The organism is Luteimonas mephitis DSM 12574, from assembly GCF_000422305.1.
GTDB classification, from domain to species: Bacteria; Pseudomonadota; Gammaproteobacteria; order Xanthomonadales; family Xanthomonadaceae; genus Luteimonas; species Luteimonas mephitis.
Genome location: NZ_KE383816.1, coordinates 428,285 through 441,654 on the forward strand (window position 1 = coordinate 428,285; position 13,370 = coordinate 441,654).

The window sequence follows — 13,370 nt, forward strand, 5'->3', positions numbered from 1 at the left end:
TCAGCCCGCCGTCGGGCGCGGCTTGAGCACCACCCGCAGCCAGGCGTAGCCCAGCACCGCCGACAGCGTCGACGCCACCAGCACGCCGATCACGCCCTCGGTGTAGCGCAACGCGTCCTGCGCGAATGCCAGCGATCCGATGAACAGGCTCATGGTGAAGCCGATCCCGCACAGCAGGCCGAGCCCGAGCATCGCCTTGAAATCCATGCCGCGCGGATAGCGCGCGAACCCCGCCACGCGCATCAATACCGCCGCCGAAACGATGCCCACCGGCTTGCCCAGCAACAGGCCCAGCGCGATGCCCAGCGGCAGCGGCGACAGCAGCTCGTCCATGCCCAGGCCGCCGAGTGCCAGGCCGGCGTTGGCGAATGCGAACAGCGGCAGGATGCCGTAGGCCACCCAGGGATGCAGCGCGTGCTCGAGCGTCTCTAGCGGCGAGTGCTCGGTTGCGTCGTCAAGCTCGTTGTGGCGGTTGACGTGCGGGATCATCAGGCCGGTCACCACTCCGGCCAGGGTCGCGTGCACGCCCGATTTCAGCACGCACGTCCACAGCACCACGCCGAGCAGCAGGTACGGCGCCAGCGCGGTGACGCCGCGCCGGTTGAGGATCGCCATCGCCGCAATGGCGGCCGCGGCCCAGCCCAATGCCGTGAACGACACGCCCTCGGTGTAGAACACCGCGATGATCACGATCGCGATCAGGTCGTCGACCACCGCGATCGTCGACAGCAGCAGCTTCATCCCCAGCGGCACCCGCGAGCCGAGCAGTGCGAGGATCCCCAGCGCGAAGGCGATGTCGGTGGCGGTCGGGATCGCCCAGCCGCGCAGCGCGGTGGCGTCGCCCCGGTTCGACCACCAGAAGATCAGCGCCGGCACGATCACGCCGGCCGCCGCGCACACCAGCGGCAGCACCAGCTGGTCGCGGCTCGACAACTGTCCGCTCAGGGTCTCGCGCTTGATCTCCAGCGCGACCACCAGGAAGAACAGCGCCATCAGCCCGTCGTTGATCCACAGCAGCAGCGGCTTGTCGATCCCGGCCGCGCCGATGCGCACTTGCACGGGCAACTCGCGCAAGCCCTGGTACAGATCGTGCAGCGGCGTGTTGGCGCAGGCCAGTGCGACCAGCGCCGCGGCGATCAGCACGATGCCGCTGGCCGCCTCCAGCCGGAAGAAGTCGGTCAGTCGCTGCAGTGCTCCAACGCGGAACGTGCCAAGCCCCATCCGCTGCTCAGCCTGCGTGGACGAGGAACAGCTCGAACGCGACCCACGCCACGAACGCCGCCAGCAGGATGCCGCCCTCGGCCCGGCTCACGCGCAGGTCGCCGCGCAGCATCGGGTAGAGCATCGCCGCGAACACCAGCGCGGCGGGCAGTTCGAAGCGCACGAACGAGGCCGGCACCGGCACGTCGCGCACCACGGCCATGCCGCCCAGGACGACCAGCAGGTTGAACACGCTCGAACCGATCACGTGCCCGGCCACCATGTCGCCCTGCCCGCGCCGCGCCGCGGCAATGGCCGCTGCGACCTCGGGCAGCGCGGTGCCGATCGCCACCACCAGCAGGCCGCTCACGAGCGGCGCCATGCCCAGCGCCAGCCCGATCACCGGCGCCGTCTGCACCACCCAGCGTGCGCCGAAGTAGAGCAGCGCGATCGCGATCGCGAAGCGCAGCAGGTTCAACCACAGGTCGGTCCCGGTGCGAACGAATCCGGCGATGGCGTCCTGCAGTTCCGGCTTCTCCTTGCGGCTGCGGCCGATGCAGGCGGCCAGCACGGCGACGAAGGCGACCAGCAGCAGCACGCCTTCGATCCGGGTGATCGCGCCGTCCCAGCCCATGCCCATCACCGCCACGGTGGCGAGCATCAGGCACAGCAGCAGCGGTGCCAGCGCGCGCCAGCGCACCAGCAGCGGCGCGGCCAGCGCGGCAGCGCCCAGGGTCAGGCCGACGTTGACGATGTTGCTGCCCACTGCGTTGCCCAGCGCCAGCGCTTGGTTGCCGGTGAACACCGCGCGCGCGTTGACCGCCAGCTCCGGCAACGACGTGCCGAAGGCGACCAGCAGCAGCCCGGCCACGAACGGCGACACGCTCAGGCGCTGCGCCAGGCCGGCCGATCCCTTGACGATGGAGTCGCCGCCGAGCGCAAGCAGCACCAGGCCGAGCACGAACAACCCGACTGCCTCGAACATGGCGCCACCTCCAATCCTGATCGTGGTGGAATTCTAGCGGGCGGAAGCGCGAGGCGGGGACCGGGACGGGAAACGGGCGGCCTGGCCAGCGGACGCGGGCGCGCACTGCAGCGCTGGAACCACCATCGCGCCCCTGGTCGTCGTTGCCGCAGCCGTCATTTCCGCAACGGCGGGAACCCGATGAGCCGACGCCCGGGCCCGCACGGGCGCGGCAGACGGCATGCCCGCCGGACAACCGCATGCCTGCCCAGCAAACCGCGTCTTCGCGAACACGACCTCTCGATCCACCGATCGGCGCCGACGCTGCCTCAGCTGCATCCTTCCACGTAATCCACCTGCGGCGGCACGCCGACCCGCCACGAAGTCACCCTGCCGTCCTTGCCGGTCTCGAACACCAGCTTGCCCTCGCCGCCGTTGCTATCGTCGACGCGCAGCGACTTGCCGCCCTCGACGTACTTGTGCGGCGCCTCCGTCACGCGGCCGGCGTACAGGCTCAGAATCTCGTCGGCCCCCATCCCCACCTTGCCACCGCCCGGTGCGATCTCGCGGCCGGTGCCCACGTCGTAGCGCACGAACTTGCCGTTCTCGAACATGAAGGCGAAATCGGATGGGATGTCGACCCACTTCGGCGTGAGGTAATGGCAGGCGGCGCCTTCGGCACCCACGTCCTTGAGCTCGCCGCCCCAGGCCTGCCTGGCTTCATCGGTGCCCATGCCGAAGCGCATGTCGCCGTAGCCGTCCATGCGCACGAGACCGAGGTCCGGCGCGCGATTGACGTCGCCGGACGCCGGCGCGGTCGCTGGCGGGACGTCCTGCGGCGGCTGGTCGAGCGGCGGTGGCGCCGCTGGGTCGTCGGCCATGGGCACGGCGGATCCTGCAGTCGCCGGATCACCGGCATCGGCTGGCGCGCGATCCGCCTGGCAGGCGGCGAGTGCGAGCGCGAGCAGCGCAATCGTGGGCATCATCGGCTTCATGGCATCGGACTCCGTGCAGACAAAACAGCGCACAGCCTTGGCGATGCGGCGTTAACGCATTGCGAACATCGCTCTTGCCGATGCCGATGCCGGTGCCGCCGCGGGACAGCAACGGTCGCCTCAGCCCGGCGGCGTGAAGTGCTTCTGCAGCCCGGCCCAGCAGGCCTGGTAGTCACGCTGCCGGTGACCGGCATCCATCGCCTGCCGGGTGGGCGCGATCACCGAGCGGGTTTCGAACATGAAGGCCATGGTGTCGGTGATCACGTCCGGCTTCGACAGGTCCGCGCTGGACGCCTTGTCGAACGTGGCCGCGTCGGGGCCGTGCCCGGTCATGCAGTTGTGCAGCGAGCAGCCGCCGGGCGCGAAGCCCTCGGCCTTGGCGTCGTAGGCGCCGTGCACCAGGCCCATGAACTCGCTGGCCACGTTGCGGTGGAACCACGGCGGCCGGAACGTGTCCTGCGCCACCAGCCAGCGCGGCGGGAAGATCGCGAAGTCCATGTTGCTGGTGCCGGGCGTGTCGCTGGGCGAGTGCAGCACCAGGAAGATGCTCGGATCGGGGTGGTCGAAGCTGATCGAACCGATGGTGTTGAAACGGCGCAGGTCGTACTTGTACGGCGCATGGTTGCCATGCCAGGCGACGACATCGAGCGGTGAATGGCCGATCGGCGCGCGCCACAGGTGGCCCTGGAACTTGGCGATCAGTTCGAAGTCGCCTTCCAGGTCTTCATACGCCGCATGCGGGGTGAGGAAATCGCGCGGATTGGCCAGGCCGTTGGAGCCGATCGGGCCGAGGTCCGGCAGGCGCAGCAGGCCGCCGAAGTTCTCGCACACGTAGCCGCGCGACGGGCCATCGGGCAGGTCGACGCGGAAGCGCACGCCGCGCGGGATCACCGCGATTTCTTGCGGCTCGACTTCGAGCACGCCCAGCTCGGTCGCGATCACCAACCGACCCTGCTGCGGCACGATCAGCAGCTCGCCGTCTGCGTCGTAGAAGTAACGCCCCTGCATCGACGCATTGGCCGCGTACAGGTGGATCGCCACGCCGCTGTGCGCGGCCGGGTAGCCGTTGCCCGCCATGGTGAACAGGCCGTCGACGAAATCGACCGGCGCGGCATTTCCATCGGCGCCGGGCAGCGGCAGCGGGTTCCAGCGCAGCTGGTCGGGGGTAACCGGCTCATGCCCGAACAGGTTGTGGAAGCGTGGCTGCTCGAACGGCGCGAACTCGCCGTGCATCGCCGCCGGGCGGATGCGGTACAGCCAGCTGCGCCGGTTGTATCCGCGCGGCGCGGTAAAGGCGGTCCCCGACAGCTGTTCGGCATAAAGCCCATGCGCGACCTTCTGCGGCGAGTTGCGCCCCACCGGCAGCGCGCCGGGCACGGCCTCGGTGGCGAACTCGTTGCCGAAACCGGACTGGTAGCCGTTGCTTGCGATGCTCATGGATCTGCTCCGCTTGGAGCCCCTCTCCCGCCTGCGGGAGAGGGGTTGGGGTGAGGGTGCATGGGCTGGCCGTGGAAGCAGCCGCGCCACGTACGGCCCCTCATCCGGCGCTTCGCGCCACCTTCTCCCGCAAGCGGAGAATGCTGGCCGCGTGTTGCGTCCCGCCTTACAGCACGCCGCGCCTGATCTGGTCGCGCTCGATGCTCTCGAACAGGGCCTGGAAGTTGCCCTCGCCGAAGCCCTCGTTGCCCTTGCGCTGGATGATTTCGAAGAAGATCGGGCCGATGCAGTTCTGGGTGAAGATCTGCAGCAGCTTGCGCTGCTTGGTCTCCGGGTCGGCGTCGATCAGGATCTTGTTCTTCGCCAGCCGCGGCACGTCCTCGCCGTGGTTGGGGATGCGCTGGTCGATCACGTCGAAATAGGTGTCCGGGGTATCGAGGAATTCCACGCCCTCGGCGCGCATCTTCTCCACCGTTTCGTAGATGTCGTCGGTGAAGCAGGCGATGTGCTGGATGCCCTCGCCCTTGTAGGCGTCGAGGTATTCGTTGATCTGGCTCTTCGGGTCGTTGGACTCGTTGAGCGGGATGCGCACGATGCCGTCCGGCGCGGTCATCGCCTTCGACACCAGGCCGGTCTTGGCGCCCTTGATGTCGAAGTAGCGGATCTCGCGGAAGTTGAACAGGCGCTCGTAGTAGTCCGACCACTTCTGCATGTTGCCGAAGTACAGGTTGTGGGTCAGGTGGTCGATGAAGGTCAGGCCGAACCCCTTCGGGTCCTGGTCGGCGCCCTGGATCGGCAGGTAGTCCTCGTACATGCTGCCGTTGTCGCCGTAGCGGTCGACCAGGTACAGCATGCAGTCGCCGATGCCCTTGACCACCGGCGCGTCGACCGCCTTGCTTGCGGCCTTGTGGTCGATCGCCTCGCCGCCGTTGCCGAGCACGGTCTTGAGCACTTCATCGCCGGGCTTCCTGAAGCGGATCGCGAACCCGCAGGCGCTCGGGCCGTGGGCCTTGGCGAAATCCGCCGCGAACGAATCCGGGTCCTCGTTGACCAGGAAGTTCACGCCGCCCTGGCGGTACACGGTGATCGGGCGCGTCCGGTGGCGCAGCACCGCGGTGAAGCCCATCTTGCCGAAGTAGTCGTGCAGCATCTCGCCCTGGCCTTCGGGCGCCGCGAACTCGACGAACTCGAAGCCGTCGATCCCCATCGGGTTCTCGAACGTGGTGACGGTCATGCCCAGGTTCGGGCCCTGGTGCGGGGTCTGCGGCTGCGCGCTCATGGGGGGCTCCTCGTGACGTGGTGCATCGCCTGGATGCGGCGGTGCGGCTTGCTTCGGATGGCCTGCCGTTATAGTTTCATATGAAACCATTTGCAAGGCGCGATGCAGCAATGTCCAGCAACCCCGCCGCAGCCAACCCGCCGTCGACGCCGGACCACGCCCTGCTGGCGCTCGAGCGCTTCCTGCCCTATCGCCTGAGCGTGCTGTCCAACCGCGTCAGCCAGGCCATCGCCGACACCTACGTCGAACGCTTCGGACTTGCGGTGACCGAGTGGCGGGTGATCGCGGTGCTGGGGCGCTTCCCCGGCCTGTCGGCCAACGGCGTGGCCGAGCGCACGGCGATGGACAAGGTGGCCGTGAGTCGCGCGGTGGCCCGGCTGCTGGAGCGCGGACTGCTGGAACGCGACGTGCATGGCGACGATCGCCGGCGCTCGGTGCTGGCGCTGAGCGAGGCCGGCTATCGCATCTACGACGAAGTCGCGCCGCTTGCGCTGGAGTGCGAGCGGCGCCTGCTGGCGCACCTCGATCCGGGCGAGCGCGCCCTGCTCGACGTCCTGATCGATCGCCTGATGGAAGAAGGCCTGCCGCACCTGGAAGCCGGCACGTAAGCCTGGATCAAGTCGCCCCCGGAAGCGTGCGGGAGCGGCCACGGCCGCGATGCCGGTCCGGGGAAGGCAATCGCGGCCGTGGCCGTGGCCGCTCCCTCCATTCCAGCTTCCGCCGCATCCCTTGAACGAAGAAAGGCGGCCCGGAGGCCGCCTTCCATCTTGCGCGACGAGCGCGGGTACGGTGCGCGCGCTACTTCACCCCGTGCATCAGCTTCTGGATCAGCGGCGCGATCAGGAACAGCAGCACGCCGGCGCCGATCAGGATCCAGAAGCCCATCGTGTAGCCGGCCTGCGCCGACTGCACGGTCATGCCTTCCTCGCCGCTGACCATGCCGGCGAACAGGCCCGACAGGTTGTTGCCGATGCCGGTGGACAGGAACCAGCCGCCCATCGCGAAGCCGACCAGGCGCACCGGTGCCAGCTTGGTCACCATCGACAGGCCGATCGGCGACAGGCACAGCTCGCCGACGGACTGGATGACGTAGACCATGAACAGCGTCCAGAACGGGATCTTGTTGGTGGCCGGGTCGACCATGCTGGCCAGCGCGATCATCAGCAGCAGGAACGCCAGCCCGTTGAAGATCAGGCCGAGGCCGAACTTGCGCGGGATCGACGGGTTCGCGCGCCCCAGCTTCACCCACAGCCACGCCAGGATCGGCGCGAGGGTGATGATCGCCACCGAATTGACCGACTGGAACCACGCGGTCGGGAAGGTCCAGCTGCCGAAGCCGCGGTCGACGATCTCGTCGGCGAGGAAGGTGAACGAGCTGCCCGCCTGTTCGAAGAAGCACCAGAACAGCACGTTGAAGGCGAAGATGATCAGCATCGCGACCACCTTGTCGCGCGCCACCGCGCCTTCGCGGATGCCTTCCACCAGCAGCATCACCCCCAGGCCGATGAACATCAGGGTGAGGATCACCTGCAGGGTCTTGGCCCCCATCGCCAGCAGCAGGTACATCAGCGGGATGGCCACCGCGCAGGCGACCAGCACCTTCACCACCGCGCCCATGCTTTCGTTGCCCGGCAGCGGCGCACCGATGCCCTGGAGCTTGGCGCGGCCGAACCAGAACCACAGCAGGCTGATCAGCATGCCGACGCCGGCGGCGATGAACACCACCTTGTAGGCCGGCATCGCATCGGTGCCGAAGATCTTCTGCGCAAGGACCTGGGTGATGATCGGAGAGATCATCGCGCCCATGTTGATGCCCATGTAGAAGATGGTGAAGCCCGAATCGCGGCGCTCGTCCTTCAGGCCGTAGAGCTTGCCGACCATGGTCGAGATGTTGGGCTTGAACAGGCCGTTGCCGACGATGATCGTCGCCAGGCCGAAGTTGAAGACCTGCTGGTTCGGCAGCGCGATCATGAACAGGCCCGCGGCCATGATCACCGCGCCGGTCAGGATCGAACGCTGGTAACCGATGATCCGGTCGGCCGCGTAGCCGCCGAAGATCGCGCCGGCGTAGACCAGCGCCAGGTAGGCACCGTAGGTATGGCTGGCCGACGCCTGCCCCGAGGCATCCCCGCCGTGGAACTGGGCGACGATGTACAGCACCAGCGCCCAGCGGATGCCGTAGAACGCGAAGCGTTCCCAGAATTCGGTCATGAACAGCATCCACAGCGGTCGCGGATGCCCCATCATCTGGCCGAATTCCGGCGGCTCGCCGCCGTGGCCGTTGCCCCCGACGGGCCCCCCGATCGGCGTTCCCATCGGCTCGGCGATGCCGGGATTGTTTGCGCTCATGCAGCTGCCCCTGTGGATGCGGAATGTCATTGCCCGCGCGACGCACGGGACTGGCGAGGATTACCGACGGCGACGCGCCGCGTCAAACCCGGAACTGTTCATGCTGCATCGCAACACGCGCCGATCGCGCGTGGGAGCCCTGGACCACCCCGGTGGAATCGCGCCCGCGACAGGCGGGCGCGGCGGCGCCGGGCTCAGACGGCCGCGTCCGCGGGCCGCCCGATCTCCGTGCGCACCTCAAACAGCTCCGGGAAGAACGTCAGCTCCAGCGCCTGCTTGAGGAATCCCACGCCGCTGGAGCCGCCGGTGCCACGCTTGAAACCGATGATCCGCATCACCGTGCGCATGTGGCGGAAGCGCCACAGCTGGAACTGGGTTTCCAGGTCCACCAGGTCCTCGCACAGCGCGTACTCGCGCCAGTGGGTCGCGGTGTCCTCGTAGATGCGCTCGAACACCTGCACCAGCGCCGGGTCGGAGACGTGCGGCCTGGACCAGTCGCGCTCCAGGTGGCGCTGCGGGATCGCATGGCCCCAGCGCGCCAGGTAGCGCAGGAATTCGTCGTACAGCGTCGGCGCCTCGAGCACCGCGCGCAGCCCCGCGGCGGCGGCCGGCTCGTGCGCGAACACCTTCAGCATCGCCGCGTTCTTGTTGCCCATCAGGAACTCGACGGTGCGGTACTGCAGCGACTGGAACCCCGACGACGGCCCGAGGATGTCGCGGAATTCCATGTATTCCGATGGCGTCAGCGTCTCGAGCACCGACCACTGCGCGGTGAGCTGGTCGAGCACCCGCTTGCAGCGCGCGACCACCTTGCCGAACTGCCAGACCCGGTCGCCGCGCAGGTGGTCCACCGCCGCCGAGAGCTCGTGGATCAGCAGCTTCAGCCACAGCTCCGAGGTCTGGTGCTGGACGATGAAGAGCATCTCGTCGTGGTGCGGCGGGCTGGACAGCGGGTTCTGCGCGGACAGCAGGCGGTCCAGCTGCAGGTATCCGGCGTAGGTCATGCGCCCGGACAGGTCGGTGTGGATGCCTTCCTCGAGCGCGCGTTCATTGTTGTCGATGGCCATCGGTTCAGTTTAGCGGCAATGCGGCTGCGCCGCGCTGCGTCATGCGGCTGCCATCTGCCTGCGGCACAATCGGGCGGCGGCGGCCAGGGGGGCCGCCCGACAGGCAGGACCATTCGCACAAGGGGAGTCTCGATGAACAGGTTCGCGCGCCGGATGGCGCTGGCATTGCTGTTGTCCTGCGGCGTGGGCGCCGCGCATGCGCAGGTCGTGATCAGCCAGGTGTACGGCGGCGGGGGCAACTCCGGCGCAACCTGGAAGAGCGACTTCATCGAGCTGCACAACAACGGCACCAGCGCCGTCAGCGTGGACGGCTGGTCGGTGCAGTACGCCTCGGCCGCGGGCTCCAGCTGGCAGGTCACGACGCTGTCGGGAAGCATCGGGCCCGGCGGCTACTACCTGGTCAAGCAAGCCGACGGCAGCGGCGGCACCCAGGACCTGCCCACGCCGGATGCGTCCGGCGGCATCGCGATGAGCGGCACCGCCGGCAAGGTGGCGCTGGTCAATTCGATCACCGCGCTCAGCGGCACCTGCCCGAACGGCAACGTCGACTTCGTCGGCTTCGGCAGCAACGCCAGCTGCGCCGAAGGTTCGGCACCGACCCCGGCACCGAGCAACACGCTCGCGGTGCTGCGCGCGGGCGGCGGCTGCACCGACACCAACGTCAACGGCGACGACTTCGCCACCGGCGCGCCGACGCCGCGCAACAGTTCTGCACCGCCGAACCTGTGCGCGGGCGGTGGCCAGCCGGTAATGACGGTGGCCGACGTCGGCCTGGCGGAAGGCAACAGCGGCGCCACCGCGTTCACCTTCACCCTGGCGCTGAGCGAGCCGGCCGGCGCAGGCGGCGTGGCATTCGATGTCGCCACCAGCGACGGCACCGCCACCGCGGGCAGCGACTACACCGCGCTTGCGGCCACCGCGATGTCGATCGCCGAAGGCGAGGACAGCGCCAGCGTCACCGTGCAGGTGATCGGCGACACCGACAACGAGGCCGACGAAACCTTCTTCCTTGACGTCAGCAACGTCACCGGCGCGCTGCCTGCCTCGCTGCGGGCCACCGGCACCATCCTCAGCGACGACTTCAACGTGGTCCCGGTGCACGCCATCCAGGGCGCGGGCGCGAGTTCGCCGCTGCTGGGCCAGACCGTCATCACCAGCGCCATCGTCACCGCGGTGCGCAACAACGGCTTCTTCATCCAGATGCCCGATGCCGAGGCCGACGCCAACCCGCTGACGTCCGAGGGCGTGTTCGTGTTCACCAGCGCCGCGCCACCGGCCGCTGCCGCGGTCGGCAACCGCGTGCAGGTGCGCGGCGAGGTGCAGGAATACGTGCCGTCGCAGGACCCGACCCAGCCGCCGCTGACCGAACTGGGCGGCTCGCCGGTCGTGACCCTGGTGTCCACCGGCCATCCGCTGCCGGCACCGGTCGCGCTGACCACCACGTTCCCCGACCCGGACGGCGCCTACGACCAGCTCGAACGGCTCGAAGGCATGCGCGTCACGGCGGCCAGCCTGACCGTCAACACGCCCACCCTGGGCTCGGTCAGCGAGACCAGCGCCACCGCGTCCAGCAACGGCGTCTTCCACGCCGTGGTCACCGGCGTGCCGCGCGCGTACCGCAAGCCCGGCGTGCAGGAGCCCGACCCGCTGCCCGCCGGCAGCCCGGCCAACGTGCCGCGCTGGAACACCAATCCGCAGGTCGTCGCGGTCAGCAGCCGCGCGCTGGGCGGCGCCACAGCCGACGTGATGTCCGGCTGCCTGGTCACCGGCGCGACCGGCCCGCTCGACTACAGCTTCCGCCGCTACACGATCTATCCGGAAACCTCGGTGCAGGTCGACTGCAGCGGCGTCGACCTGCCGGCGCCGGCGCTGGCGCCGGGCGCCGACGATGCCAGCGTCGCCTCGTTCAACATGGAACGTTTCTTCGACGACACCAACGATCCGTCGATCGGCGAACCGGTGCTCACCCCGACCGCCTACCAGACGCGGCTCAACAAGGCCTCGCTGGCGATCCGCGACTACCTGCATGCGCCCGACATCCTCGCTACCGAGGAGATCGAGAACCTGTCGGTGCTGCAGGCCATCGCCCAGCGCGTCAACGCCGACGCGGTCGCTGCCGGCCAGCCGGACCCGCAGTACGTCGCCTACCTCGAGGAAGGCAACGACGTCGGCGGCATCGACGTGGGCTTCCTGGTCAAGACCGCCGAGGTCGGCGCCGGGATCGCGCGGGTCGAGGTGCTGGCGGTGACCCAAGTCGGCAAGGCCACCACGTGGACCGAGCCGGGCGGCGGCATCAGCCTGCTCAACGACCGCCCGCCGCTGGTGCTGCAGGCGCGGGTGCACTTCGCCGACGGCCGCAGCGTCCCGCTGACCGCGATCGTGGTCCACCAGCGCTCGCTCAACAGCGCCGAGGAAGACAGCGCCAGCGGCGTGCGCGTGCGCGCCAAGCGCCAGAAGCAGGCCGAATTCCTGGCCGAGCTGGTCCAGGCGCGCCAGGTTGCCGATCCCGCCGAGCGCATCGTGGTGCTGGGCGACTTCAACGCCTTCGAGTTCAACGACGGCTACGGCGATTCGATGGGCACGGTCACCGGCCTGCCCAGCGCGGACGACGCCACCGTGGTGCCGGGCGACGGCGCCGACCTGGTGGACCCGGACCTGTACGACCTGACGTTCCTCAACACCCCGGACGTGAGCTATTCGTACGCGTTCGATGGCAACGTGCAGTCGCTCGACCACATCGTCGCCAACGCCGCGCTGATGAACGCGGCCGACGTGGACACGCTGTCGCTCAGCCACGCGCGCATCAACGCCGATTTCCCGGCCGTGGCGCGCAATGCCACCGACTCGCCGACGCGGCTGTCCGACCACGACCCGACCCTGCTGCTGCTGCGGCTCAAGGCGGCGCAGTCGGCCGACCTGCACGTGGCCGCGAGCGTGTCGCCGGGCAGCGTGCTGCCGGGCGAAACCGCGACGTTCACCGTCGACGTCGGCAACGCCGGCCCGGATGCGGCGGCGTTCGCGGCGGTCGCGTTCGTGTTCGACCAGGCGGTCGACCCTGCGGTCAGCGCACCGGCCGGCTGGACCTGCGGCCCGGCCGACACCACGACCACCACTGTGGTGAGCTGCACGATCGACTCGCTCGCCGCGGGCGCCACCCAGGCGTTCTCGCTCGCCGTGACCGCCACCGCCGCCCAGGCCGGCAGCACGCTGGGGCTGGCGGCCGCGGTGCAGTCGCAGACGCCCGACCCCGTCACCGGCAACAACGGCAGCGAAGCGGCGCTGCAGATCACCGCGCCACCGGCGGCCGACCTGTCGCTGTCGATCGACGGCCCGGCCACGCTGCCGCGCACCGCGTTCAACGCGCAGTACGTGTTCACGCTGGCCAACAACGGCAGCGTGGCCGCGGCGCAGCCGATGCTGGTGATCGGCGGCAACACGCTGACCACGACCGCATCGGTGGCGGCGCCCGCCGGCTGGCGCTGCAGCAAGGCCAACAACGGCGGCCCGCGCTCGGCCACGTTCACTTGCACCGCCGCGTCGCTGGCCGCGGGCGCCAGCGTCGACTTCGCGGTCAAGGTCAACGCCCGGCCGACGCCGTCCGGCCACGTGATCACCGTGCAGGGCGCGGCCACCTCGCCGACGCCGGACGCCAACCCGGCCGACAACCAGGCCTCGTTCGGCACCAGCGTGCCGTAGCGCCAACGGCCGCCATGGAAGACGGAGAAGCGCGGCCCCGGCCGCGCTTCTTTTTTCGCGCGGCCGATCGCGAGACCTGTTTGCCGGGGCAAGCCCCGGCCGCGAGCTTGAGCCCCTTCCCAGCGAAGGGGGGGCGGCTGGGGAAGAGTGCGTTCCGGGCAGCACCACGAACCATGGCCACCCCCTCCCAGCCTCTGCCCTGCCCTTGCTGGGGAGAAGCAGGAGTTCGCGTCTGCACAACCTGCAGCGGCGCCCTTGCCCCGCCGTCCCATACGCCCCCGTCGGTGCCGTGGCCTGCCGCAGCGCGCAACGGGGCTTTTCCCCGCACCGGGTATCATCTGCGGACTGTCGCGTGGCCACGCGCCCCGCGACGCCGAGCCAGT

General features: G+C 69.3%; 9 protein-coding genes. 2 read left to right on the forward strand and 7 right to left on the reverse strand.

Going from position 1 to position 13,370, the window contains the following annotated elements; all coding sequences use genetic code 11:
* From nhaA to hppD, 5 genes are all read right to left on the reverse strand, one after another.
* Complete coding sequence (nhaA, locus tag H570_RS0111945) at window positions 1-1,221, reverse strand: Na+/H+ antiporter NhaA (protein WP_051176349.1); 1,221 nt, start codon at window positions 1,219-1,221, stop codon at window positions 1-3.
* Window positions 1,222-1,228: 7 nt separating this feature from the next.
* On the reverse strand, window positions 1,229-2,185 hold the full coding sequence (locus tag H570_RS0111950; protein ID WP_027080940.1) for a calcium/sodium antiporter: 957 nt from the start codon (window positions 2,183-2,185) through the stop codon (window positions 1,229-1,231).
* 308 nt (window positions 2,186-2,493) lie between these two features.
* Window positions 2,494-3,159, reverse strand: a complete 666-nt coding sequence (locus H570_RS0111955; protein ID WP_051176350.1) for a hypothetical protein — start codon at window positions 3,157-3,159, stop codon at window positions 2,494-2,496.
* Between the two features lie 120 nt (window positions 3,160-3,279).
* Entirely contained in the window at window positions 3,280-4,596 is a 1,317-nt protein-coding gene (gene hmgA / locus H570_RS0111960) for a homogentisate 1,2-dioxygenase (protein WP_027080942.1), read from the reverse strand.
* A gap of 166 nt (window positions 4,597-4,762) precedes the next feature.
* A complete protein-coding gene (gene hppD, locus H570_RS0111965) occupies window positions 4,763-5,875 on the reverse strand; it encodes a 4-hydroxyphenylpyruvate dioxygenase (RefSeq protein WP_027080943.1) in 1,113 nt (370 codons plus the stop codon).
* Between the two features lie 110 nt (window positions 5,876-5,985).
* On the opposite strand from hppD, the gene H570_RS0111970 reads away from it, so the two are divergent.
* Window positions 5,986-6,483, forward strand: a complete 498-nt coding sequence (locus tag H570_RS0111970) for a MarR family winged helix-turn-helix transcriptional regulator (RefSeq protein ID WP_027080944.1) — start codon at window positions 5,986-5,988, stop codon at window positions 6,481-6,483.
* A 190-nt stretch (window positions 6,484-6,673) separates the two neighbouring features.
* On the opposite strand, the gene H570_RS0111975 is transcribed toward H570_RS0111970, so the two are convergent.
* Together H570_RS0111975 and H570_RS0111980 are read right to left on the reverse strand one after the other, a co-directional pair.
* Window positions 6,674-8,122 (reverse strand): peptide MFS transporter, encoded by a 1,449-nt coding sequence (locus H570_RS0111975; protein WP_425411570.1) that lies wholly within the window; start codon window positions 8,120-8,122, stop codon window positions 6,674-6,676.
* A 296-nt stretch (window positions 8,123-8,418) separates the two neighbouring features.
* Window positions 8,419-9,291 carry a tryptophan 2,3-dioxygenase gene (locus tag H570_RS0111980; RefSeq protein WP_027080946.1) on the reverse strand — a complete coding sequence of 291 codons (873 nt, stop codon included), beginning with the start codon at window positions 9,289-9,291 and terminating at the stop codon, window positions 8,419-8,421.
* 132 nt (window positions 9,292-9,423) lie between these two features.
* Here H570_RS0111980 and H570_RS0111985 point away from each other — a divergent pair, with 132 nt between their 5' ends.
* Window positions 9,424-12,987: a lamin tail domain-containing protein gene (locus H570_RS0111985; protein WP_027080947.1), complete on the forward strand. Its 3,564-nt coding sequence runs from the start codon at window positions 9,424-9,426 to the stop codon at window positions 12,985-12,987.
* Window positions 12,988-13,370: the final 383 nt, after the last annotated feature.